This is a genomic window from Pseudomonas graminis (assembly GCF_004364335.1).
Taxonomy (GTDB): Bacteria; Pseudomonadota; Gammaproteobacteria; order Pseudomonadales; family Pseudomonadaceae; genus Aquipseudomonas; species Aquipseudomonas graminis_D.
The window spans coordinates 405,595-430,764 of the sequence record NZ_SOCR01000007.1; the positions used below are offsets into that span (position 1 = coordinate 405,595).

Annotated in this window: 20 protein-coding genes; 11 read left to right on the forward strand and 9 right to left on the reverse strand. The window is 62.2% G+C overall.

What is annotated here, in order from left to right; all coding sequences use genetic code 11:
• Window positions 1-248 precede the first annotated feature (248 nt).
• The 7 genes from urtA (at window position 249) to EC919_RS15920 (ending at window position 7,121) form a co-directional block, all read left to right on the forward strand.
• Window positions 249-1,493, forward strand: a complete 1,245-nt coding sequence (gene urtA, locus EC919_RS15890) for an urea ABC transporter substrate-binding protein (protein WP_133775380.1) — start codon at window positions 249-251, stop codon at window positions 1,491-1,493.
• 233 nt (window positions 1,494-1,726) lie between these two features.
• Window positions 1,727-2,644 carry an urea ABC transporter permease subunit UrtB gene (urtB, locus tag EC919_RS15895; protein ID WP_166650559.1) on the forward strand — a complete coding sequence of 306 codons (918 nt, stop codon included), beginning with the start codon at window positions 1,727-1,729 and terminating at the stop codon, window positions 2,642-2,644.
• 23 nt (window positions 2,645-2,667) lie between these two features.
• Window positions 2,668-3,849, forward strand: a complete 1,182-nt coding sequence (gene urtC / locus EC919_RS15900) for an urea ABC transporter permease subunit UrtC (protein ID WP_133775381.1) — start codon at window positions 2,668-2,670, stop codon at window positions 3,847-3,849.
• Window positions 3,846-4,607 (forward strand): urea ABC transporter ATP-binding protein UrtD, encoded by a 762-nt coding sequence (urtD, locus tag EC919_RS15905; protein ID WP_133775382.1) that lies wholly within the window; start codon window positions 3,846-3,848, stop codon window positions 4,605-4,607. Before urtC ends, urtD begins: the two co-directional genes overlap by 4 nt.
• A gap of 10 nt (window positions 4,608-4,617) precedes the next feature.
• Window positions 4,618-5,307: an urea ABC transporter ATP-binding subunit UrtE gene (gene urtE / locus EC919_RS15910; RefSeq protein WP_133775383.1), complete on the forward strand. Its 690-nt coding sequence runs from the start codon at window positions 4,618-4,620 to the stop codon at window positions 5,305-5,307.
• A 159-nt stretch (window positions 5,308-5,466) separates the two neighbouring features.
• Window positions 5,467-6,696 (forward strand): formamidase, encoded by a 1,230-nt coding sequence (gene fmdA, locus EC919_RS15915; protein WP_133775384.1) that lies wholly within the window; start codon window positions 5,467-5,469, stop codon window positions 6,694-6,696.
• 77 nt (window positions 6,697-6,773) lie between these two features.
• Window positions 6,774-7,121, forward strand: a complete 348-nt coding sequence (locus EC919_RS15920) for an FmdB family zinc ribbon protein (RefSeq protein ID WP_133775385.1) — start codon at window positions 6,774-6,776, stop codon at window positions 7,119-7,121.
• Between the two features lie 69 nt (window positions 7,122-7,190).
• Here the strand turns inward: EC919_RS15920 and EC919_RS15925 are convergent, their stop codons facing one another.
• The 9 genes from EC919_RS15925 to mrdA all read right to left on the reverse strand — a co-directional run bounded on the left by EC919_RS15925 (window position 7,191) and on the right by mrdA (window position 18,983).
• Complete coding sequence (locus EC919_RS15925; protein WP_133775386.1) at window positions 7,191-8,174, reverse strand: oligopeptide/dipeptide ABC transporter ATP-binding protein; 984 nt, start codon at window positions 8,172-8,174, stop codon at window positions 7,191-7,193.
• Window positions 8,171-9,205, reverse strand: a complete 1,035-nt coding sequence (locus tag EC919_RS15930; RefSeq protein ID WP_432213820.1) for an ABC transporter ATP-binding protein — start codon at window positions 9,203-9,205, stop codon at window positions 8,171-8,173. The genes EC919_RS15925 and EC919_RS15930 overlap by 4 nt, the downstream gene beginning before the upstream one ends.
• 2 nt (window positions 9,206-9,207) lie before the next feature.
• Entirely contained in the window at window positions 9,208-10,107 is a 900-nt protein-coding gene (gene ddpC, locus EC919_RS15935; protein WP_133775388.1) for a D,D-dipeptide ABC transporter permease, read from the reverse strand.
• A 1-nt stretch (window position 10,108) separates the two neighbouring features.
• Window positions 10,109-11,125, reverse strand: coding sequence for an ABC transporter permease (locus EC919_RS15940; protein WP_133775389.1), 1,017 nt, complete (start codon window positions 11,123-11,125; stop codon window positions 10,109-10,111).
• A gap of 123 nt (window positions 11,126-11,248) precedes the next feature.
• A complete protein-coding gene (locus EC919_RS15945) occupies window positions 11,249-12,805 on the reverse strand; it encodes an ABC transporter substrate-binding protein (protein WP_133775390.1) in 1,557 nt (518 codons plus the stop codon).
• Window positions 12,806-13,022: 217 nt separating this feature from the next.
• Entirely contained in the window at window positions 13,023-13,577 is a 555-nt protein-coding gene (gene ddpX, locus EC919_RS15950; protein WP_243842269.1) for a D-alanyl-D-alanine dipeptidase, read from the reverse strand.
• A gap of 180 nt (window positions 13,578-13,757) precedes the next feature.
• Complete coding sequence (locus EC919_RS15955; RefSeq protein WP_133775392.1) at window positions 13,758-14,609, reverse strand: MurR/RpiR family transcriptional regulator; 852 nt, start codon at window positions 14,607-14,609, stop codon at window positions 13,758-13,760.
• Between the two features lie 356 nt (window positions 14,610-14,965).
• On the reverse strand, window positions 14,966-16,687 hold the full coding sequence (poxB, locus tag EC919_RS15960) for a ubiquinone-dependent pyruvate dehydrogenase (RefSeq protein ID WP_133775393.1): 1,722 nt from the start codon (window positions 16,685-16,687) through the stop codon (window positions 14,966-14,968).
• Between the two features lie 361 nt (window positions 16,688-17,048).
• Window positions 17,049-18,983, reverse strand: coding sequence for a penicillin-binding protein 2 (gene mrdA, locus EC919_RS15965; protein ID WP_133775394.1), 1,935 nt, complete (start codon window positions 18,981-18,983; stop codon window positions 17,049-17,051).
• Between the two features lie 523 nt (window positions 18,984-19,506).
• On the opposite strand from mrdA, the gene EC919_RS15970 reads away from it, so the two are divergent.
• From EC919_RS15970 to EC919_RS15990, 4 genes are all read left to right on the forward strand, one after another.
• Window positions 19,507-20,253: a gluconate 2-dehydrogenase subunit 3 family protein gene (locus tag EC919_RS15970; protein ID WP_133775395.1), complete on the forward strand. Its 747-nt coding sequence runs from the start codon at window positions 19,507-19,509 to the stop codon at window positions 20,251-20,253.
• Window positions 20,254-20,259: 6 nt separating this feature from the next.
• Window positions 20,260-22,023, forward strand: coding sequence for a GMC family oxidoreductase (locus tag EC919_RS15975; RefSeq protein ID WP_133775396.1), 1,764 nt, complete (start codon window positions 20,260-20,262; stop codon window positions 22,021-22,023).
• Window positions 22,020-23,246: a c-type cytochrome gene (locus EC919_RS15980; RefSeq protein ID WP_133775397.1), complete on the forward strand. Its 1,227-nt coding sequence runs from the start codon at window positions 22,020-22,022 to the stop codon at window positions 23,244-23,246. Before EC919_RS15975 ends, EC919_RS15980 begins: the two co-directional genes overlap by 4 nt.
• Before the next feature lie 694 nt (window positions 23,247-23,940).
• A complete protein-coding gene (locus tag EC919_RS15990) occupies window positions 23,941-25,071 on the forward strand; it encodes an SMP-30/gluconolactonase/LRE family protein (protein ID WP_166650560.1) in 1,131 nt (376 codons plus the stop codon).
• Window positions 25,072-25,170 lie beyond the last annotated feature (99 nt).

Here is a 25,170-nt window from a genome sequence, read left to right on the forward strand (position 1 = left end):
CGCCACTCACCTTCCTTGCTGGCGCGAAACTGAGACCTCGGATATTCAAGCAGCAACTTCTGTGCCGCAGGTTCGGTGCCGCGGGCGCAATCATGCCCGGCTCCGACGTTCCCGGCCCTACGTCAAATGACGTACGCGCATACGTCACGCTGCGTATACCTCGATTCCCGCGCCCGCCTCATGCTTGCTCGCAGCTCGCGACGGACCCTCACCCGGCTGCCGCGAATCACCAGCACAGGAGCGGGAACATGGATTCACGACTGACAGGCCCCACGCGCTTTTTCCCCCGACGGCTGGCATTGGGGGCGGCAGCCCTTTCGCTGATCGCCGCCAGCGTGTTCAGCCAGATGACCCTGGCCGATGACGCCAACACCACCGGCCTCGCCGTCACGCCGACCGAAGTGACCGTCGGCCAGCTGCACTCGGCCACCGGCACCATGGCGATCTCCGAAACCGGTTCGATCCAGGCCGAACGCCTGGCCATCGACCAGATCAATGCGTCGGGCGGCATCCTCGGTCGCCAGATCAAAATCATTCAGGAAGACGGCGCGTCCGACTGGCCGACCTTCGCCGAGAAAGCCCGCAAGCTGCTGGTCAACGACAAGGTGGCCACGGTGTTTGGCTGCTGGACCTCGGCGTCGCGTAAAGCGGTGCTGCCGGTGTTCGAGAAAGAAAACGGCCTGTTGTACTACCCGACCTTCTACGAAGGGCTGGAACAGTCGAAAAACGTGATCTACACCGGGCAGGAAGCCACCCAGCAGATCCTTGCCAGCCTGGACTGGATCGCCAAGACCAAGGGCGCCAAGACCTTTTACCTAATCGGTTCGGATTACATCTGGCCGCGCACCTCGATGAAGATCGCCCGCAAGCACATCGAAAACGTGCTCCACGGCACCGTGGTCGGGGAAGACTACTACCCGCTGGGCAACACCCAGTTCGGCTCGCTGATCAACAAAGTCAAATTGAAGAAACCTGACGTGGTCTTCGCTGCAGTCGTGGGCGGTTCCAACGTGGCGTTCTACAAGCAGCTCAAAGCCGCCGGCGTCGATTCCACCAAGCAGACGCTGTTGACCCTGTCGGTCACCGAAGACGAACTGCTGGGCATTGGCGGCGAAAACATGAAGGGCTTCTACGCCTCCATGAAGTACTTCCAGAGCCTGGATAACCCCAACAACAAAGCGTTCGTTGAGGCGTTCAAGGCCAAGTACGGCAAGGATTCGGTAATGGGCGACGTGACCCAGGCCGCCTACCTCGGACCGTGGCTGTGGAAAGCGGCAGTGGAGAAAGCCGGCAGCTTCGATGTGGACAAAGTGGTCGCGGCGTCCCCGGGCATCGAGCTGAAAACCGCGCCTGAAGGCTACGTGAAGATCCACGAAAACCATCACCTGTGGAGCAAGACCCGCATCGGTGAAGTCCAGGCTGACGGCCAGTTCAAGGTGGTTTACGAGTCGGATCTGATCGAGCCGAATCCGTTTCCTAAAGGTTACCAGTAGGCCGCTGTGCGGTAGCTGCAAGCGGTTAGCTGCAAGCTGCAAGTAACAGCGGATATGTGTTGCTCCTGCTTGCGGCTTGGCCTCTGCGCGGTAGCTGCAAGTGGTTAGCTACAAGCTGCAAGTGAAAGCGGGTGTGCGTTGCTCTTGCTTTTACTTGAAGCTTGAAGCTTGCAGCTTGCAGCTGGTCCCGACACGAATCCTTCAACCCACCAAAATATGACGGAGGGACTACCATGGAATGGCTATCGGAATTTGGTGCCATCGCGGCCATGCAGGGGTTCAACGGGCTTTCCGTGTTCTGCGTGCTGTTGTTGATGGCCCTGGGGCTGGCGATCATCTTTGGTCAGATGGGCGTGATCAACATGGCCCACGGTGAATTCCTCACCATCGGCGCCTACACCACGTACCTGCTGTCGTCCCTGGTGCAGACCTGGTGCCCGTGGATGCAGCCGTACTATTTCTTCTTCGCCATCGCGTTGTCGTTCGTGGTGGCCGGTGCAGTGGGTTGGGTGGTGGAGTGGGTGATGATCAGTCGCCTCTACCACCGACCGCTCGACACCCTGCTGGCGACATGGGGCCTGTCCCTGGTCATGCAGCAAGCCTTCCGTTCCATCTTCGGCGCCCGTGAAGTCAGCGCCAACCCGCCCGAATGGCTGATGGGCGCGGTCAACCTCACCGATGCCATCGAAATCCCGCGCAACGGCCTGTTTGTGATGGGCCTGACAGTGCTGATGACCGGCGGGATTTTCCTGATGCTGTACCGCACCCGCTGGGGCTTGCATGTCCGCGCCACGGTGCAGAACCGGATCATGAGCCGCGCCGTGGGGATCAACACCCGCAAGGTGGACCGCATGACCTTCGCCCTGGGCTGCGGCGTTGCCGGGGTCGCGGGCGCGGCGTTCACCACCATCGGTTCCACCGGCCCCACCGCCGGCTCCCTGTACATCGTCGACACCTTTCTGGTGGTGGTTTTCGGCGGCGCGGCCAGCCTGTTCGGCACCATTGCCTCGGCGTTTGCCATTGCCCAGACCCAGTCGCTGTCGGAATTTTTCATGAGTGGCTCGATGGCCAAGGTCCTGACCCTGTCCATCGTGATCCTGATCCTGTTGATGCGCCCCCAAGGGTTGTTCTCCAGCAAGGTACGTAAATAAGTGTGCGCCAGAGAGGTAGCCCCATGAACGCGCTAAACAAAATGCTTGGCGGACGCCAGGGCGTGGTCGGCCTGCTGATCCTCGCGACCCTGATTCTGGTGGTCTTCCCCCTGACCCTGGACGCCTTTCGCCTGAACATGGTCGGCAAATACCTGACCTACGCATTCGTCGCCGTGGGCTTGGTGTTGTGCTGGGGGTACGGCGGCATTCTGAGCCTGGGGCAAGGCGTGTTCTTCGGCCTGGGCGGGTACTGCATGGCGATGTTTCTCAAGCTGGAAGCGTCGGATCCGGAGAGCACCAAGATCCAGTCGACCCCGGGCATTCCGGACTTCATGGACTGGAACCAGATCACCGAACTGCCGTGGCTGTGGGCGCCGTTTCACAGCTTCACGTTCACGGTGATGGCGGTCATCGTGTTGCCGGTGCTGCTGGCGTTGATCATTGGCGTCGCGCTGTTCAGACGCCGGGTGGGCGATGTGTATTTTTCCATCGTTACTCAGGCCATCGCGTTGATTCTCACGGTGCTGATCATCGGCCAGCAAGGCCTGACCGGCGGGATCAACGGCATCACCGATCTGAAGACGCTGCTGGGATGGGACATCCGCAGCGACAGCGCCAAGCTGCTGTTGTACTTCATCAATGCAGGCCTGCTGTTCGGCTGCATCCTGTTTGGCAAATTCATCCTCCATTCCAAGCTCGGCCGGCTGCTGATGGCCATGCGCGACAAGGAAGAGCGGGTGCGGTTTTCCGGTTACGACGTGGCCGCGTTCAAAGTCTTCGTGTACTGCGTCGCGGCGTGTTTCTCGGCCATCGGCGGGGCGATGTTCGCCTTGCAGGTGGGCTTCATGTCGCCCTCGTTCGTGGGCATCGTGCCGTCCATCGAGATGGTGATTTTCGCCGCCGTCGGCGGGCGCATGTCGCTGCTGGGCGCGGTGTACGGCTCGCTGCTGGTTAACTACGGCAAGACCTACTTCTCCGAGTCGTTCCCCGAATTGTGGCTGTACCTCATGGGCGGGCTGTTCATCACCGTGGTCATGTATTTCCCCAACGGCCTGGCCGGTTTGTGGGAGAGCCACGGGCGCCAATGGTTGTCGGGCCTCAAGCGCAAACCTGCCCCGTTAGTGGCCTCCCCTGCCCCGGTCATCACGCCAACACCCGCCCCAGCTGAAAAGAAAGCCGCCAGCCCGTTGGAGATTCAGCCATGACCAGCCCCACAGGCTTTCAGATGAACAAGCCGGTCCTGGCCATTGAAGGGCTGACGGTATCCTTCGACGGCTTCAAGGCGGTGGACGACCTCAACCTGTACATCGATCGCAACGAAGTGCGGGTGGTCATCGGCCCCAACGGCGCGGGCAAGACCACGGTGCTGGATTTGATCTGCGGCAAGACCCGGGCCACGGGCGGCAGCATCCAGTTCAACGACCGCGAACTGACCAAGATGAACGAGTACGACATCGTCCGCGCCGGGGTCGGGCGCAAATTCCAGACGCCATCGATCTACGACAACCTGAGCGTGTTCGAGAACCTGGAAATGTCGTTTCCGGCGGGCCGGTCGGTGTTCGGCGCGCTGTTTTTCAAGCGCACCCAAGCGGTGCTGGACCGGGTCAATCAGGTGGCCGCCGACATCTTCCTCGCTGACTTGCTGCAGCAGCAGGCGGGCCTGTTATCCCACGGCCAGAAGCAGTGGCTGGAGATCGGCATGTTGCTGATGCAGGACCCGGAACTGCTGATGCTCGACGAGCCGGTGGCGGGCATGAGTGTCAGCGAGCGTGCGCAAACCGCCGACCTGTTGAATCGCATCAGCCAGGGCCGCTCGGTACTGGTGATCGAGCACGACATGGAATTCGTCAAGAGCATCGCGCACAAGGTCACGGTGCTGCATCAGGGCAAGGTGTTGGCCGAAGGCAGCATGGAGTCGGTGCAGAACAACCCGAAAGTCATCGAAGTCTATCTGGGCCATTAAGGAGCGCAGCATGTTCAACATTCAGCAGCTGGCGTGTGGTTATGGCCAGAGCCAGGTCCTCCACGACCTGAACCTCTCGGTGCAGAAACAGGAAATCGTCGCCGTGATGGGCCGCAACGGCATGGGCAAGACCACCTTGTTCAAAAGCCTGATGGGCATCCTGCCGCAATGGGGCGGCCAGGTGCAGCTGGACGGCGTGGACGTGTCCGGCCTGGAAACCCACAACCGTGTCGCCCAAGGCATGGCCTACGTGCCCCAGGGCCGGATGATTTTCCCGTCCATGAGCGTGCTGGAAAACATCCAGACCGGCCTCCCCGCCTCGGCGGGCGGCAAGGTTCCGGAAGACCTGTACGCGCTGTTCCCGGTGCTGTTCGACATGCGCGGCCGACGCGGCGGCAACCTGTCCGGCGGCCAGCAACAGCAGCTGGCCATCGCCCGGGCCCTGGCGACCAATCCCAAGGTGTTGTTGCTCGACGAGCCCACCGAAGGCATCCAGCCGTCGATCATCAAGGACATCGCCCGCACCCTCAAAGAGATCCGCACCCTGCGCAACCTGACGATCATCGTCTCGGAGCAGGTGCTGTCCTTCACCCTGGAAATCGCCGACCGGTTGCTGGTGATCGAGAAAGGCCGCTTCGTCATCGAAGAAACCCGGGCCAATGTCGATGAAGCGACGATCAGTCGGTATTTGTCGGTGTAACAAGGCCCGGAGATATGCAGCGTCAGATCGGACGTAATCGCGAGCAAGCTCACTCCTACAGTTGGGGTGCGCTCTTGTAGGAGTGAGCTTGCTCGCGATGGCGTCAGCGTGTACCTCCACGCCCTATTTGATTGACCCGAAACCCAAGGAGAACCCCCCATGACCGATACCTTGATCAAAGTCGACCTCAACCAGCCCGTCACCGAAAACGAGCAGATCCACAACCGCTGGCACCCGGACATCCCGATGGCCTGCTGGGTCAGGCCGGGGGATGATTTCATCCTCGAAACCTACGACTGGACCGCTGGCGCGATCAAGAACAACGACGACGCCAGCGACGTGCGCGACGTCGACCTGACCACCGTGCATTACCTGTCCGGGCCGGTGGGTGTGCACGGCGCCCAGCCCGGCGACCTGCTGGTGGTGGAGCTGCTGGACATCGGCGCCCGGGCCGATTCGCAATGGGGCTTCAACGGCTTCTTTTCCAGGCAGAACGGCGGCGGCTTCCTCACCGAGCATTTCCCCCTGGCACAGAAATCCATCTGGGATTTCAAAGGCATGATGACCAGCTCCCGGCACATTCCCGGCGTCGAGTTTGCAGGCTTGATTCACCCCGGCCTGATCGGCTGTCTGCCGGACCACAAGATGCTCGCCGAGTGGAACCGCCGCGAACAGGAACTGATCGACACCGACCCGGACCGCGTCCCGGCACTGGCCTGTCCACCCTGCGCCAGCACGGCGCACCTGGGCAAACTCAAAGGCCCGGCCCGCGACCTCGCCGCCGCCACTGGCGCACGCACCGTGCCGCCCCGTGAGCACGGCGGCAACTGCGACATCAAGGATCTGTCCCGGGGCTCGAAAGTGTTCTTCCCGGTCTACGTCGACGGCGCGGGTCTGTCCGTGGGCGACTTGCACTTCAGCCAGGGCGACGGCGAAATCACCTTCTGCGGCGCCATCGAAATGGCCGGCTGGGTGCACATGCGCGTCGAGCTGATCAAGGACGGCATGGCCAAGTACGGGATCAAAAACCCGGTGTTCAAGCCAAGCCCTATCGTGCCGAACTACAACAACTACCTGATCTTCGAAGGCATCTCGGTCGACGAAGCCGGCCAGCAGCACTACCTGGACGTCAACGTCGCCTACCGCCAGGCGTGCCTGAACGCGATCAACTACATGACCAAGTTCGGTTACTCCCCGGCCCAGGGTTATTCGCTGCTGGGCTCGGCACCGGTGCAGGGTCACATCAGCGGCGTGGTCGACATCCCAAACGCGTGCGCCACCTTGTGGCTGCCGACCGAGATATTCAAATTCGACATCAACCCCAACGCCAACGGCCCGACGAAATTCATCGACGGCAGCGTGAACTTGCCGATCGCGCAGGATAAGTAACGCCGGGCTGACGCCCGACCTGCAGGCGCGAATGAATCCGCGCCTGCAGAACGCACGCCGACTAAAGGATTTGAGCCATGCCCCTGTACGAATACGACTGCCCTGACTGTGGGGATTTCACTTCGCTGCGGCCCATGGCCGAGAGCGCGCTGCCGTGCGAGTGCCCGGCATGTGGCGCATCGAGTCTGCGGGTGATTCTGTCCGCGCCGGGGCTGAGCACCATGGCCGGCAACACCCGCACCGCCATCGCCCGCAACGAGCAAAGCGCCCACGCGCCAAAAACCATGGACCAGTACAAGGAAAGCCGGGGGCACCCCAGCGGTTGCAGTTGCTGCGGCCCGACGAAAAGACTCGAACCCACGAAAGCCAATCCCCACGCCCTGAAAGGCAAGCCCGCGGGCCGACCGTGGATGATCAGCCATTGATCGACTCATGGGGTCAACCGGCCCCTTCACGTCAGGCAAAGGGGGCAGTAAAGGGGCCGTGGCCGCGTATCAGTGACGGGAGGCCAGATGACAGCGCACGGATGCCCCACCGTCTTGTGCCGGTAATAACGCTTGCGGCTTTTCGCAGCCGTGGGTGGCTTTAGGACAGCGGTCACGAAAGTAACACCCCGTCGGCAACGTCCGATTGCCCGGCAGCTCGGTCGGCGCCGAGACCTGCGCGTCGTCCACCGCCACGCCCAGGCGCGGCACCGCTTCCAGCAGCAATTGCGTGTACGGATGACGGGGCCGCTCCAGCACCTCCGCCGCCGTACCCAACTCCACAATCTGCCCCAGGTACATCACCGCCACCCGGTCGGCCATGTGCCGCACCACCGAGACATTGTGGGAGATCAGGATGTAGGTCAGGTCGCGACTGCGTTGCAGCTCGGCCAGCAAATTAAGAATCTGCGCCTGCACCGAGATGTCCAGCGCCGAGGTCGGTTCGTCGAGGACGATGATGTCCGGGTTGGAGGACAGCGCCCGGGCAATCGCGATGCGCTGACGCTGCCCGCCGGAAAACTGGTGGGGAAAGCGGTCCAGGTATTCCGTACGAATCCCCACCTGGGCCGCCACCTTCGCCGCGATGTCGCGCATTTCGTGGCGCGGCGCCGAACGCTGGACGAACAACGGCTCGGTGATGATTTTCCACACCGGCAGCCGCGGGTCGAGGGACGACTGCGGGTCCTGAAAGACGATCTGCACGTTGCTGCTGCGCTCCTTGTCGCTGTTGTAAATCCAGTCGAGTCGCCCGGATGTTGGCTTGATCAAGCCCATCAGCAACTGCGCCAAAGTACTTTTGCCGCAGCCGGATTCTCCGACCACGCCGAGGGTTTCACCGGCGCGCACCTGCAGATCGATGCCGTTCAGGGCATGGGCCACGGCCTTCGGTCGCCCGAGCCAGTCCTTGCCCATCGGGTAATGCACGCGCACGTCTTGCAGGCCGAGGATGGTCGGGCTTTCATCGGGTAAGGTCTGCAGGGCTGAACGGTTCATGGCCGCGACTCCTGTGCGGTGGCGTGTGAGGGCGCGCTCAACCAGCAGGCGCTTTTTCGATCAGCGGCGGCGTTAATGATCTGCATCGGCGGGCGCTGCAGGCATTGGGCCGTGGCGAAGGCGCAGCGATCCAGGAACGTGCAGCCTTCCGGCAATGCCGAGAGGTTGGGCACCTGCCCGCGAATGGTCATCAGGTCCTGGCCCGGCTCGACTTGCTCCGGCAACCCGCTGAGCAAGCCTTGGGTGTACGGATGCCGGGGGTCGGCCATCACCTGCGCGGTGACGCCCTGCTCCACCACTGCGCCGGTGTACATCACGTACACTCGGTCGCAGAACTGCGACACCAGCGCCATGTCGTGGGTGATCAGCAAAATCGCCGTGCCCCGCGCCCGGGCTTTCTCCCGCAGCAGCAACAGCACCTGCCGCTGCACCGTGACGTCCAGCGCGGTGGTCGGTTCGTCGGCGATCAGCAATTGCGGGTCGCAGGAAAACGCAAGAGCGATCATCACCCGCTGACGCATACCGCCGGAGAGCTCGAAGGGGTAGCTGTTCATCACCTGCTCGGGGTCAGCGATGTGCATGTCCCGCAGCAAGGCGATGGCTTTGGCCTTGGCGTCGGCCTTGCTCAAGCGCTGGTGATGAATGATCACGTCGAGCATCTGCCGACCAATGCGGCGGGTCGGATTGAGGGCGGTCATGGGTTCCTGAAAGATCATCGCGGCGTCGCGGCCACGGACACTCAGCAGGTCCTTCTCTTTGGCGGTGAGCATGTCGCGGCCCAAAATGCTCAGGCTGCCGCTTTTCACGTCGTAGGAGCGCTCCGGCAGCAGGCGCAGGCTGAGCATCGCGGTGACCGACTTGCCCGAGCCGGACTCGCCGATGACCCCGACGATCTCCCCGGGATTGACGTGCAGCGAGACGCCGTTAAGCGCCTTGACCGTACTCTTGTACGCCGGGAATTCGATGCGCAGGTCGTCGATGACCAGCACCGGGGCTTGCTCGGCAAGGGGTGTTTGAACGGAAGCCTGCATGGTCATTTCCCCTGCTGCCGTGGGTCGAGCAAGTCACGTACGCCGTCGCCCAAAAGGTTGAAACCGGTCGCCGTGATCAGAATCGCCACGCCGGGAAAGGTCGAGTACCACCATTGGTCGAGGATGTAGTTGCGCCCGGTCGCGACCATGGCGCCCCACTCCGCCGTCGGCTGTTGCGCGCCCAGGCCGATGAAGCCCAGCGCCGAGGCCATGAGGATGGCGCTGCCGATGTCCAGGCTCAGCTGCACCAGCAACGGCGGCATGGCGTTGCGCGCCACGTGCCAGATGACCATGTGCCAGCGCCCGGCGCCGAAGGTCTCGGCAGCCTTGACGTAACCCATCTGGCGAATGCTCAGGGCCTGACCCCGGGCCAGGCGCACGTAGAACGGAATCCGCACCAGTGTGATCGCCAGCATGGCGTTGAACAGGCTCGGCCCCAGCGCCGCGGCCAGGGCCATGATCAGCACCAGCGAGGGCACCGACAGCATGATGTCCATCAGGCGCATGATCAGCCCGTCGAAACGCCCGCCGATGATCCCGGACAGGCAGCCCAGCAAGCCGCCGGCAAAACACGAAGCGAACGCCACGAACAGCCCGACACCGACGGATTGCCGGCTGCCGTAGAGCACGCGGCTGAACAGGTCGCGGCCCACTTCGTCGGTGCCGAACCAATGGGCGGCGGACGGCGCGGCCAGGCGCTGGGTCAGGTTCAGCGCATTCGGATCATGGGACGCGAGCCAGGGCGCGAAGGCCATGACCAGCAGCACCATCACGGTGATCAGCAGCCCGGCCATGGTCAGCGGGCTGCGGCGAATCTGGTGGGCGAGGTAGGCCCATTTATCTTGCCAGCGTGAGGCGGCCGGCAGTGGCGCCACGGCGGGCGCGGTGATCGGAGTCGTCATGTCAGTTGACCTCGCCAATGCGCGGATCGATCAGGCGGTACAGCAGATCGATCGCCATGTTCAGCAGCACATAAATGAAAGAAACCATGATCGCGAAGCCCATGACCGCCGGGAAATCCAGCGACTGGATCGACTTGACCACGTAAGCACCCATGCCCGGCCAGGCGAACACGGTTTCGGTGAGCACCGCGCCGTAGAGCAGATCGCCCAGGGTCAGGCCCAGAACGGTGACCGAGGGAATCAACGCGTTGGGCAAGGCGTGGCGCAGAATCACCGCCCACTTCGACAGCCCGTAGGCCCGGGCGGTACGGATGTAGTCTTCGCCGAGCTGGTCGAGCATCGCCGAGCGGATCTGCCGCGCGACCACGCCCAAGTTGACGAAGCCCAGGGTGATGGCCGGCAGAATCAGGTGCTGCACGGCGTTGAAGAACAGCCCGGTGTCGCCCGCCAGCAGCGTGTCGATCAGGTAAAAACCGGTAACGGTGCGGGGCGGGTCCAGCCCTTCATCCAGGCGCCCGCTGCCGGGCAGCCAGTTCAAATGGCCGTAGAACAACACGATCAGTCCCAGGCCGAGCCAGAACGCCGGGGTCGAAATCCCGGTCACCGCCAGGGTGCGCGCGACCTGGTCGATGAAGCGGTTGTGGTACACCGCCGAGAGCACGCCCAACGGCACGCCCACCAGGATCGACAAGGTCAGCGCCGCCAGCGCCAGTTCCAGCGTTGCCGGGAAGAACGCCTGCAAGTCTTCGAGCACCGGACGATGGGTGCGAATCGACGTGCCCAGGTCGCCGTGGAACAGGTCGAACATATAGCGGCCGTATTGTTGATACAGCGGCAGATCCAGCCCCAACTGATGGCGAATGTTTTCAACGATGGCGTCGGTGGCGCGGTCGCCGGCGATCAGCCGCGCGGGGTCGCCCGGAATCAGGTGCGAGATGGAAAAGGTAATCAGGGAAACGCCGAACACCACCAGCAGCAGGCCGCCCAGGCGTTTGCGCAGCATATTCAGGAAGGCCATGGGGCACCTCGGTCACGCAGTCAATCAGAAACGCGAAACAGCTCGCGGACACAGCGCTGCTTCACAGGACCCCGCCTCCCTTCCAGGGCCCAGTGAGTCACAGCGATTTACGGGATGCAGCGCTTACTTGGTGATCGTGCCGACGTTGAACACCTGTTCCAGCATCGGGTTGAACACGTAGCCCTTGACCTTCTCGCTCATCGGCAAGGTGTAGGCCTTCTGATAGAGGTAGGCGTAGACGCTGTCGTTGAGCACAATCTTCTGCGCCTGCTGATACAGCTCGGTGCGTTTGGTCATGTCGTTGGTGGTCGCCGATTCACGGATCAGTTTGTCCACCGCCGGGTTGTCATAGAACGAACGGTTGCCGGCCAGGCCTTTCAGCTTCGAGTCGAAGAAGAAGTTCATGAACATGTAGGGGTCGGCGAAGTCCGGGCTCCACGAGCCGATGGCGATGTCGAAGTCACCGGTGCCCAGGCGCTCACGCATGCTCGCGTTGGCCAGCTTCTCCAATTTGAGGTTCACGCCCAAGGGTTGCAGACCGGCTTGCAGGGTCAGGCCGATGGGTTCCCAGTTCGGGTCTTTGTCGGAGTACATGAACGTCAGGTTGCTGACCTTCGGCGACACTTTCGCGAGATCGGCCTTGGCCTTTTCCATGTCCTGCTTGAACGCCGGCAGCTTCTCGTCATACGCCCACATGCCCTGGGGGATCGGGCCATTGAGCGGCTTGGCCTTGCCTTTCAGGATGCCGTTGATGATGCCGTCGTAGTCCAGGGATTCGACGATGGCACGCCGCGCATCGGGGTTGTTCATCGGCGCTTTCTGGGTGTTGAGGTACAGCAGCGTCACCCGCAGCGACGGGTAGTCACCCACGACGATGCCGGACTTCTTCGCCAGCGCTTCGAGCTGGTCTTCGGGCATGTCTTCGATGATGTCCAGGTCGCCGTGCTCCAATTGCAAACGGCGCACGGAGGCCTCGCTGATGATCTTCACCACGACTTTTTTCAGGGTCGGTTTGGGGCCGGCGTAGTAGCTGTTCTGCTCCATGGTCAGGGCCTGGCCTTTCTGCCAGTTGACCAGCTTGAACGCACCCGAACCTGCGGTGTGGTTTGACAGGTACGCGTCGGCGCCTTCGGCTTTCTTCGCCACGTCCGGGTTGATGATCGCCGCGCCGTTGTGGGCCAGGGTTGAGAGGAACGGCGCGTACGGCGCTTTCAGGGTGAAGCGCACGGTCAGCGGATCAACCACCGACACCGCCATGTCATCGGGGAACGCACCGGAAGGCCCTTGCTTGAGCTTCATCACCCGGTCGAAGGAGAACTTCACCGCCTCGGCATTGACCTCGGCGCCGTCATCGAATTTGTTGCCGGGTTCGAGCTTAAACTCCCAGGTCAGGTTGTCGGCCGAAGTGGTCCAGCCGCTGGCCAGCTCCCCCGCCACTTCGGTGCTGCCCTTGCCGTTTTCGACCTTGTAGGTGACCAGCCGCTGGTACGCCGGGTAGGTCACGGTCCAGTCGTTGTTGTCGATGGTCACGGCCGGGTCAAGGGTCTGCGGGTCGGACGGCTTGCCGATCATCAGGGTGTCCTGGGGCACGGCTGCGCTGGCTGATTGCCAGGCGCCAAGGCCCATGGCGGTGCAGAGAACTGCCATCGCCAGCGTGCGAGGGGTAACGATTGATTTCATGCCGGTTCCTTGATCGTTCGATGTCTGAAAGTTCGTCAGGTTTGTTATTGAAGCTATACCGGGCAGTTAAAGCTCACAGGCGTCTGGCCTGCGAAATGGCGCGCCCTGCTCTCGCGAGGTCGGGTGACGCCAGATTCAGCCGGGATTCGTGGTCGTCCCGGTCGTGTGTTCGTGTGTCTTGTTTTGGGTTGCGCGCTGCGTGCTGCGTGCTGCGTGTTCAGTCAGCGGGCTGGATCGAGCCGTCGTCGAGCAGCGGGTAGTCCTCGGCGTCGGGCAATTCGTAGTGCCACCACTCGCTGTCGATGTACGTGAACCCTGCCGCCAGCATGATCCCCAGCAACAGCAGACGGTTGCGCTGGATGTCGGCGGACAGGTCGGGGAAGAACTGATGGGACTGCTCGCGCATGTCATCGAAGCCGGTGCCCATGTCCAGGGCGTTGCCGCTGGCATCGATCAGGGTCAGGTCCACGGCCACGCCCCGGGTGTGGTGCGAACCCAAAGCGGGGTCACGCACGTATTCCGGGTTGGGCAGCGCCTGCCAGAGCAGGTACTGCGCGTAACCCGGGCGATAGGCGTCGAAGATGCGCAACCGCAACCCGGCCTGACGCGCCAGGGTGCTGGCCTTGCGCAGACAGCGCTCGGCGTCGCGGTGCAGCAGGCAGCGCGGGTCCTGGTAAATCTGCTTGCCGGCGAGGTTGTCGACGCCGGCGTAGATCAGGTCGACCTCGACCTGCAGCGCGTGGGCGTCGACTTCGACGAGGGGGCTATTCACGTAACGGCACTCCAGATCAGCGTGTTCATTCATCATGTGTTGAGGGGGTGGAGCTTCCCGGCTGAAGCCGGCCCTACTAAAAGCGCGAGTCATTCAGCAGGCCCCGCTTACTCCCGTAGGACCGGCTTTAGCCGGGAAGCTGTTGCTTATGTAAAGCCGGTTTCAACCGGACAATCCGGTTTATTCAAACTGGCCGAACAGTTGTTGCAGCTCACGGTTCTTTGCCAGCCTCTGGTCGAGGCGGTCGCCGTATTTATCGGCCACCGCCGACACCATCAAATTGAACAGGCAGGTCAGCGGCGCCAGGGAATCCCAGAACTGGCCGACATCGGAATTGAGCTGCAGCAGATCGCTCGGGTAATCCCGGGCCCACGGGCAGTGAAAGTCAGTGATGAAGGCCAGGCCGACGTTCTGCTGATGGGCGACTTCGCAGAAGGTCCGGGTGACGGCGGAATAGGTGCGAAAGTCCGCAATCACGGCGTAGGGATTTTCGAATTGCGAGTTGAGTGATTCGGCGTAGGTGCCGGACAAGCCGTCGACGTAATAGACCTTGGGCCGGATGTACTCCAGGTGGCTGAAAAACGCGTTGAGGATGCCCCGGGTGGTCTGGATGCCAACGATGAACACGGCGTCTGCGCTGTGCAGCCGCTCGACGATGCGGGCGAAGGTTTCGCTGCGTGCCAGGGCATAGACCCGCTGAATGGCTTCCACCTCGCGGTTCATCGAACGTTCCAGCGCATCGCCCTGGGTGTTCTCTTCGCGAAAAGCGCCGAGCCGATCAGTGATCACCCACGGGCTGGCGCTGTCACCGCGCAGGCTCTGTTTGACGTCGTCGATGTTGCGATAGCCCAGCGACCGCAGGAACCGCCCGACCGAGATGCCGGTGGTGCCGGTCTGCTGAGCGATGCTGTCGGCGGTCTCGAACGGCAGCTTCTGCGGATTGGCCAGCAGGTAGCCAGCGATGCGCTTGCCGGTCGGCGTCAGGTCGCTGAACCGCTGTTCAAGAGCATCGAGGAAAGGGCTTTTTTCCATGGGATTTCCGCAGGTAGAACCGGGTTGTAAAGATCGCGACAATGTTACTCGGCGGTCATTTTGCTACAAGATGTTAGCAACATAACATCGCATTTCGCGCGCTTACAATGCTTTTTTAAAGAGATTTTAGAGGGGGGATTTTGGTGATTCAGGGTGGTGCGAGGGTGAGAAGAAATGCGCGATTGCGGGGCAAAAAATAATCAGTAGGACCGGCTTTAGCCGGGAAGAGGCCTGTGTGAACACCCTCGCTCTTGCGGCGTATCCACTGACGCTTTCCCGGCTGAAGCCGGTCCTACAATGAGTGCGCAATCCTGCAAAGGGTCGCGGTGTATCCGCGGACCCATTGCCTAACCAAATCAGCGCAGGTTGGTCTTCGCCAATTCCAGCACCATGTCTGCTTTGCCGTTCATCACGGCTTTGAGCATGAACAAGCTGAAGCCTTTCGCCTGGGCGAGCTTGATCTTTGGCGGCATGCCCAGTTCCTGTTTCGCGGTCACCACATCCACCACCACCGGCCCTGGATGCTCGAAGGCTTTCTTCAGGGCATTGGGCAGGTCAGCCGAGTCTTCCACGCGAATCCCCAGAATCCCTGCACCGATGGCGATGTTGGCAAAATTTGTGCTGTTGAAATCGGTGTCATGGGGCACATACCCGCCCGCCTGCATCTCCATCGCGACAAAACCCAGCGAGCTGTTGTTGAACACCACCAGCTTGACTGGCAGGTTCAGCTGGCGGATCGACAGCAAGTCGCCCATCAGCATGGACAAGCCGCCATCGCCGCAGAGCGCGACCACTTGCCGTTGCGGAAATGCCGCTTTCGCACCCAGCGCCTGAGGCATCGCATTGGCCATGGAGCCGTGGTTGAAGGAGCCGAGCAGCGAGCGCTTGCCGTTCATGGTCAGGTATCGCGCAGCCCACAGCGTCGGCGTGCCGACATCCACGGTGAAAATCGCGTCCGGGTCGGCGTAGGCGTCAACCAGTCGCGTGAGGTATTGCGGGTGAATCGGCTCACCGTGGCCCGACGGCGTGGCCAGTTCGTCGAGTTCTTCGCGGGACTTGGCGTAGTGATCCAGCGCCTTGTCGAGGAATTTGCGGTCGGTGTGAGGCTTGAGGCGCGGCAATACGGCGTCGAGGGTTTCAGCGATGCCGCCCGCCAGACCGAGAGCAACCGGCACGCGACGGCCGATGGCGGTCGGGTCGATATCGATCTGGATGACCTTGGCTTTTTCCGGGTAGAAATTGCGGTACGGGAAGCTGCTGCCGAGGATCACCAGGGTGTCGCAGGCCATCATCGCGTGGTAGCCGGAGCTGAAGCCGATGAGGCCGGTCATGCCCACGTCGAAGGGGTTGGCGTATTCGATGTACTGCTTGCCGCGCAAGGCGTGAACCACCGGCGCAGACAACTTCTCGGCCAGCGCAACCACCTGATCGTGGGCCTCGGCACAGCCGGCGCCGGCGAGGATGGTCACCGCTTTCGATGTGTCCAGCAGGTCGACCAGGCGTTGCAGGTCGGCCTCTGCCGGGATGACCCGCGCAGGAGCGTGATCGACCCACTCGGGTTTGATGTCCGGTGCCGCGCTCAGGGCGACGTCGCCGGAAATCACGATCACCGCCACGCCGCGCTGGCTGATGGCCGCGCGCATGGCCCGCTCCAGCACCCGGGGGAATTGCTCCGGGGTGCTGACGGTTTCGACGAAGTGGCTGCATTCCTTGAACAGATCGGTGGGGTGGGTTTCCTGAAAGTAGTTCAGGCCGATCTCGGAGGACGGAATCTGCGCGGCGATGGCGAGGACCGGCACCCCGCTGCGGTGGCAGTCATACAGGCCGTTGATCAAGTGCAGGTTGCCCGGACCGCAACTGCCCGCGCAGACCGCCAGCTTGCCGGTGGACGCTGCCTCCGCCCCTGCCGCGAACGCCGCGACTTCTTCGTGACGGGTGTGCATCCACTTGATCTTGCCCAAACGCTGGAGGCTGTCGGTCAGACCGTTCAGGCTGTCGCCGCTGACGCCCCAGATCTTCGAGACGCCGGCTGCGGCGAGGGTTTGGGCGAGGTAGTCGGCGATGGTTCTGCTGGACATGGGGCAAGTTCCTTGTCGAGTCGAATGAGCGCGGGAGGCCGGAACAGACATCACGCGTGGTCTCAAATCGACCTGTCACGCCGGGCACAGTTCAGTGCGTGTGGGTGGGCGCCATTTTTGAGAGGGCCGGAGACCGTAGGAGCCGGCTTGCTGGCGAATGCGTGGTGTCAGTCACCGGTTGCGTATCGGAGAGATCGGGTTCGCCAGCAAGCCGGCTCCTACAGGGCAATGCGTCATGCGTCAGGCCCGCATCGCCCGCGAAGGGAATCCGTCGTGCGCCGGGCCCGCATCCGCCGCTAAGGGGACTGCGCCAGGTGCGAGTCCAAGGCCGCCCGGGGAGCGAGCATTGGGCCTCCCACCCTCACACCGGCGGTTGGCCCACTGCCTTGTTCGGCGCGGCGATCTGCACTTTCGGATTGACCGGCGTGGCGCTGGGCGTGGCGTATTGCTGTTTCAGGTGGCCGTCCGGATCCAGCAGCCAGGCATCCAGAATTTCCCGCACCACGGGACCGGCCACGCGCCCGCCCGCTTCGCCGTTCTCGATCATCACTGCCACGACAATCTTCGGATTGGCGGCCGGCGCGAAACCGACGAACAAGGCGTTGTCGCGGTGGCGTTCAAGGGTTTTGTCACGGTTGTAGCGTTCGCCCTGCTTGATTGCCACCACCTGCGCAGTGCCGCTCTTGCCGGCAATGCGGTATTGCGCACCTTGCGCGGCCGCACGGGCGATGCCGCGCGGGTCGTGCATCACCGCCTGCATGCCGTTGTTGACCTGGTCCCATTCGTGGGAATCACGCAGCACGATGTTGGGCATCGGGTGCTCGTCCACCGGCGCCGAACCGCCGATTTCCTTGGCCAGGTGCGGACGGTGCCACACGCCTTTGCTGGCGATCAGTGTTGTCGCCTGGGCCAGTTGCAGCGGCGTCACCTGCATGTAGCCCTGGCCAATGCCAAGGATCACTGTTTCGCCGGGGAACCACGCCTGACGCCGAGTGATGCGCTTCCATTCCTTGGACGGCATGAGGCCCGCCGATTCTTCGAACATGTCCAGGGAGACCTTCTGGCCAATGCCGAACATGGTCAGGTAGTCGTGCAGGCGGTCGATGCCCAGCTTGTGCGCCAGGTCATAAAAATAGGTGTCGTTGGAGCGCATGATCGCCGCGTTCAGGTCCACCCAGCCATCGCCGCTGTGGTTCCAGTTGCGGTATTTGTGGTCGAAGTCCGGCAGCTGGAAATAACCCGGGTCGAACACCCGCGTCGACGGCGTAATCACGCCGCTGTCCAGACCGGCAATGGCCACTTCGGGCTTGATCGTCGAACCCGGGGCGTACAGCCCGCGCAGCACGCGGTTGAACAGCGGCCGGTCGACCGAATCACGCAGCGCCGAATACTCCTTGAAGCTGATGCCGGTAACGAACAGGTTCGGGTCGAAACTCGGCTTGCTGACCATCGCCAGCACTTCGCCGGTGGCCGGGTCGATCGCCACCACCGAGCCGCGACGATCGCCCAGCGCGTGTTCCGCCGCCTCTTGCAGCTTGATGTCCAGGCTCAGGGTGATGTTTTTTCCAGCCACCGGGTCGGTGTGCTTGAGCACCCGCAGCACACGGCCCTGGGCGTTGGTTTCCACTTCTTCATAACCGACGTGGCCGTGCAGCTCGCTCTCGTAGAAGCGCTCGACGCCGGTCTTGCCGATGGACTGGGTGCCACGGTATTCCACCTGATCGAGCTGGGTCGCTTCCTTCTCGTTGATCCGCCCGACGTAACCGATGGAGTGGGCGAAATGCTCCGCCAGCGGGTAGTGGCGAACGAACTGCGCCTCGACGTCCAGTCCCGGCAGGCGGAACTGATTGACCGCCAGCAGGGCGATCTGCTCTTCGGTGAGTTCATATAACAGCGTCACCGGCACGAAGCGGTGGGGCGAGTTTTTCATCGCCTTGTCGAAGATGATGCGGTCTTCGTCCGGCAGGTTGAGGATCTGCATCAATTCGTCGATCACCGCCTTCCAGTCCCCGGCACGCTCGCGGGTCATGGTCAGGTTGAAGCTGGGACGGTTGTCGGCAAGGATCACGCCGTTACGGTCGAAGATCAGCCCGCGCTCCGGGGGAATCGGCAGCACGTGCACGCGGTTGTTTTCGGAGATGGTCGAGTGGTAGGCGAATTCGGTGACTTGCAGGAAATACATGCGGCACACCAGCGCGACGCTGAGCATGGCCACGAAAACGGCGCAGGCGATCAAGCGTTTGTTGACCAGCCGGGTTTCCTTCTCGTGGTCTTTTAAAGGTATTGGATCGGGCATTTCTGCAGCTACTCGGTGAACAGATAGACGGTACAGTCAGCACCCCGGCTTAACAGACGGGACGCAAATGGCGTGCACGATACCAAGAAGTGGTCGTGGCGACGGGCTCGGCTTTATGAAGATTCTGTCAGGTTCACGCCCCCCTGCTCGCCCCGTCGCGCAGCCCGCCTGGCTGTTGCAGGACGAAGATGCGCCTCGTTGTTCGCTCAATTGTTGCTGGAATGGACCGCGACTGTTACGCAATCGGTAAGAGTCATTTAACGAATTCACCCGCCGCAACACGTCGTAACACATTTATCATGTCAGTTGGCGTGAGAAAACAGGGATCAGTTACGGCAACTCCCCGCTTAGCGTGCGCTATTCGCCCGCTGAGCTGCCAGAGACCCAATGTCACACCCCGCCAAGAGCCACTTGCCGTGCACATCGTATGCGCGGCAATACCCGTGATAAAGAACGCAGAGCACAGCCCCGGCACGGACCATTCCCAATGGCCTGTGGGGGCGTGGTTTTGCAGGAGCCCTGAATGACAGACAAACCCAAAGGCCTCACCCGCCGCCAGTTGCTGAAAGGTTCAGCCACGACGCTGGCCGTGGGCGCCGCCGCTACGGCCCAGGCCGCCACCGTCGTCGGCGTTCCGCAGTGGGTGCCCTTCGACCACAACGGTCCGATGCACTACGACACCCCCGGCTGGCAATTCTTCACCGACGCCGAGGCCACTGCGGTGGAAGCCATCGTCGCCCGGTTGATCCCCGCCGATGACCTCAGCGTCAGCGGCAAGGACGCTGGTTGTGCGGTGTTTATCGACCGTCAGCTGGCCGGCGAGTACGGCACGTTCAGCCGTTTGTATATGCAGGGCCCCTTCGTTCAGGGCACGCCGATGCAGGGTGACCAGTCGGAACTGGTGCCGCGCCAGCGCTACCGTCTCGGCCTCGCAGGCCTTGAAGGCTATTGCCAGAAGCAGTTCCAGAAAAGCTTCAGCGCCCTGACCGCAGAACAACAGGACAAGGTCCTGACCGGTCTGGACAAAGGCGAAATCGCGCTGGACGGCATTGACTCAAAGCTGTTCTTCCAGCAAGTGCTCGGCAACACCATGGAAGGCTTCTTCGCCGACCCGGTGTACGGCGGCAACCGCGACATGGTGTCGTGGAAAATGATCGGCTTCCCCGGTGCCCGCTACGACTACCGCGAGTACATCGGTCTGCACAACCAGAAGCTCAATCTGGTGCCGCTCTCCATCATCGGCAGCTCCGCCTGGACCAAGAAGGGTTAATTCGACATGGCCAAAAAACTACCTTCCACGGACGTCGTGGTTGTCGGGCTCGGCTGGGCCGGATCCATCATCGCCAATGAACTGGCCGATGAAAACCTGAAGATCATCGGTTTCGAGCGCGGCCCATGGCGCGATACGGCGGCTGACTTCAACGTCGCCTCGGCGGCGGACGAACTGCGCTATAACCGCCGCCAGGACTTGATGGCGAGGACCCGGCAAAACACCACGACAATGCGCAACAGCCTGACCGAGACAGCGCTACCCATGCGCAGTTGGGGCTCGTTTCACCCGGGCAATGGTACCGGCGGCGCGGGTAATCACTGGGCCGGCATCACCTTTCGTTTCCAGCCCCACGAATTCCGGCTGCACAGCCACCTCACCGAGCGTTACGGCAAAGAGCTGTCCCCCGAACTGACCCTGCAGGACTGGGGCACCGATTGGGAGGAAATGGAGCCGTTCTACACCAAGTTCGATCGCCTGGCGGGCATCTCCGGCAAGGCCGGCAACATCAAGGGTGTGATCCAGGAAGGCGGCAACACCTTTGAAGGCGCGCGCTCCGAGGAATACCCGAACCCGCCGACGCAACAGACCTACGCGCCGACGCTGTTCGCCGAAGCCGCGAAGAACCTGGGCTACAAGCCGTTCCCGGTGCCGTCGGCCTTGCTCTCGCGTCCGTACGTGAACTCCCTTGGCGTGGCCATGGGCGCCTGCACCTTCTGCGGTTTCTGCACCAACTACGGCTGCGCCAACTACTCCAAGGCCAGCGCCATCACCACGGTGTTGCCGGTGCTGGTGCGCAAGCCGAACTTCACCGCGATGACCAACTGCGAAGTCCTGCGCGTGACCATGGACAGCAGCGGCAAACGCGCCACCGGCATCGTCTACATGGATTCCAACGGCGAAGAGTGGGAACAGCCCGCCGAACTGGTGGTGATCAGCGCGTTCATCTTTGAAAACGTGCGCCTGATGCTGCTGTCCGGCGTCGGCCAGCCGTATGACCCGGTGACCAACACCGGCACCACGGGCCGCAACTACGCCTACCAGACCGCCAACAGCGTGCGCATGTTCTTCGATGACAAGAACTTCAACCCGTTTATCGGCGGCGGCGCCATCGGCATGGGCATCGACGAGTTCAACAACGACAACTTCGACCATTCGGGTCTGGGTTTCGTCGGGGGCGGCAGCACCCGCGTGACCCCGATCGGCGCTGCGCCCATCGACTCCCGCCCTCTCCCGCCCGGCACCCCGGCCTGGGGTTCGGAGTGGAAGAAAGCCACGGTGAAGAACTACGCCGCGACCATGTCCATCGGCTGTGAGGCAAGCAGCTACGCGACGCGTACCAACTACCTGTCGCTGGACCCGACCTACAAAGATCCCCTGGGTCGCCCGCTGCTGCGCATCACCTTCGACTTCCCGGAGAACGACCGCAAAATGGCCGCCTACGTCACCGGCAAGGTCGGCGAGATCGCCAAGAGCATGAACCCGCGGCAAATGGTGCCCAGTTCCCAGCAAGGGCACTGGAACAGCGCGCCGTATCAGTCGTCGCACATCGTCGGCGGCTTCATCATGGGCGCCGACCCGAAGAACAGCTCGGTGAACAAGCACCTGCAAGTGTGGGGCGTGCCCAACCTGTTCGTGGTCGGCTCATCCGCCTTCCCGCAGAACCCTGGCTACAACCCGACCGGTACCGTCGCGGCACTGGCCTTCAAAGCGGCGGATGCCATCCGCACCCGCTACCTCAAGCGTCCAGGGGAGATGATCAGCGTATGAAGACTCTTCTGACCGTCTGCGCAGGCGTAATCGGCCTGTCTGTTTCACTGGCTCATGGGGCAACTGGCGCCGATTCCTACAACATCGTGGAAAAGGGCCGCTACCTGACCACCCTCGGCGACTGCACCGCGTGCCATACGATCCCGGGCAAACCGCTGTTTTCCGGCGGCGTGATCCTCGATACGCCGTTCGGCAAGCTGGCCGGCGCGAACATCACCCCGGACCCGGCGACCGGCATCGGCCGCTGGAGCTTCGAGGATTTCCAGAACGCCATGTCCAAAGGCCACGGCCTGGATGGCAAGCGTTTGTATGGCGCCATGCCGTTCACCGCCTACACCAAGGTGCTGCGTGAGGACAATCTGGCGATCTTCGCGTACCTGAAGACAGTGGACCCGGTAGAGAACAAGGTGGAAACCAACCAGCTGCCCTTCCCCTTCAACGTGCGCACCAGTCTGATCGGCTGGAACCTGATCAACTTCAAGGAAGGCGAGTTCAAGGCCGATCCGCAGAAGTCCGAGCAGTGGAACCGCGGCGCGTATCTGGTGGAAGGCCTGGGCCACTGCGGCACCTGCCATACGCCGAAGAACCTGATTGGCGGTGACAAGAACGATCAGTTCCTCACCGGCGCCAATCTGCAGAACTGGGTCGCGCCAAACATCACCTCCACTGGCCACGATGGCATTGGTGCGTGGAGCGAGGCGGACATCGTCAAGTACCTGAAGACGGGCGCGAACCGTTTCGACATCGCGTCGGGGCCCATGGCTGAGGAAGTCGAGCATTCTTCGCAGCACTGGAAGGATGAGGATTTGCTGGCGGTGGCGGTGTATTTGAAGGATGGCGCCAAGCCGGTCGAGGCCGCGAAGCCAGTGGCTGCAGATGATGCGGCGATGGTGGCGGGCAAGGCGATTTATGCGGATCGCTGTTCGGCGTGTCATACGCCGACGGGTGAAGGCGCGGCCAACCTGTTCCCGAAACTGGCGATGGCGCCGCTGGTGAACAGCAATGATCCGTCGTCGCTGATTCGTGTGGTGCTGGCGGGCAGTCGTGCGGGTGCGACGGATGCTGCGCCAACGGCTCCGGCGATGCCGGCGTTTGGCTGGAATCTGTCGGATGAGAATGTCGCGGATGTGCTGACGTATGTGCGTAATACGTGGGGCAATGCGGCGCCGGCAGTGTCTGGATCGGATGTGAAGGATGTGCGTGAGGGGTTGAGGGCGAAGTAGGTTTTTGCTCTTCGCTCGGCATGAAAGCGTGCCCGACCTTGTGGAAGATCAAGAGCGTCTGCCTAAGGGCAGACGTTTCGCCTTCGGCGAGTTACTTGATAAAGCCCCAAGTAACCAAGGGCTTGTGCTCCTGGTTGGGCCCGACTTCGTCGGGTTCCTTCACTCCGGTCTCGCTCCGTGGGCCCGCTGCCAGCCGCCATCCATGGCGGGGGGCAGCTCTCGCCGCATCCATGCGGCTCGGCCCACTCCGCGAAACCTGCGTTCAGCCTGCACCCAAGTCGCGTTTTGTGGTGTCTGGGTTTTTTGTGTTTGAAGATCAAAAGCGAATCAAAAGCTTCCCGGCTAAAGCCGGTCCCATTGGCTGCACGCATTGCTTTTAGTGGGACCGGCTTTAGCCGGGAAGAGGCCCTCCTGGGCACCATCAATTTTGCTGCTCAACGCTTTGATGATCGTTCCCACGCTCCGCGTGGGCATGCATCCCATGACGCTCTACGTCCATTCCCGGCTGAAGCCAGTGCCACTGGCTGCACGCATTGCTTTTAGTGGGACCGGCTTCAGCCGGGAAGAGGCCCATTTGTGCACCGATATCCTCGGAGGGTGAGCTGGATACCCAATCCATCATTCACTTGTACGATGTCTTATCACGAGGTATTACTAGCGGCCCGTAAAAAAATAATAGAACGGAGATCGCTACATGGACTCATCCCTGTCCGCCTTGCCCGAGCACGCTGAAACCCTAGAACGCTCAGGCGGCAACACCCGCCGCAGCTTCCTGAAAAAGTCCCTCGCTGTTTCCGCCACGCTGGCCACTGTCGGCAGCGTCGCCCTGCCCCGCCTTGCGTCTGCCGCAGAACCCCTGAGCCAGCGTTACCCGGATCCGCTCATTCACATTCTCGACGACAGCTTTCTCGAACTGCGCGTCTTCAACGCCAGCGTCGAAAAACTCGCCACCGGTATGCGCTGGGCCGAAGGGCCTGTCTGGGTCGGCGATGGGCGTTACTTGCTGGTCAGTGACATCCCCAACAACCGCATCATGCGTTGGGACGAGATCACCGACACTTTCACGGTGTACCGCGAGCATTCCAACTTCTCCAACGGCATGTGTCGCGACCGCCAGGGCCGCCTCATCGTCTGCGAGGGTTCGACCACCACCAGCGAAGGACGGCGCATCACCCGCACCGAATACAACGGCACGATTACCGTGCTGGCGGACAGCTTCGACGGCAAACCCTTCAACTCCCCCAACGACATCGCCTGCAAAAGCGACGGCTCGATCTGGTTCAGCGACCCGCCCTTCCAGACCAGCAACAACTACGAAGGCCACAAAATCACCCCGACCCAGCCCCACGCGGTTTATCGCATCGACGGCGAAACCCGGAAAGTCACCCGGGTGATTGATGACCTCGCCGGTCCCAACGGCCTGTGCTTCTCCCCTGACGAAAAGACCTTGTACGTCGTCGAAGGGCGCGCCAAACCCAATCGTCTGATCTGGGCCATCGCGGTCAAGGACGACGGCACACTGGGCGAACGCCGCAAACACATCGAAGGCCTGGACTACGCCGCCATCGACGGCATGAAGTGCGACGAAGCGGGCAATCTCTGGTGCGGCTGGGGCGGCAACGGCGACCCCAAGGCCGACCTGGAAAAACTCGATGGCGTGCGCGTGTTCAACCCACAGGGCAAGGCCATTGGGCACATCTCGCTGCCAGAGCGCTGCCCGAACCTGTGCTTCGGCGGACGCGAAGGCAATCGGCTGTTTATGGCAAGCAGCCACTCGATTTACTCGCTGTTTGTGAATACGCGCGGGACTGGGTTTGTGGTGTAAGGCTATTAACTTGCTGCATTGACGGCCAAGGGGCCGTCGATTCCTGCGTTCCTGATGCTACGCATCGAGGATGCGCGGCGAGGTTAAAGGGGTCCATCC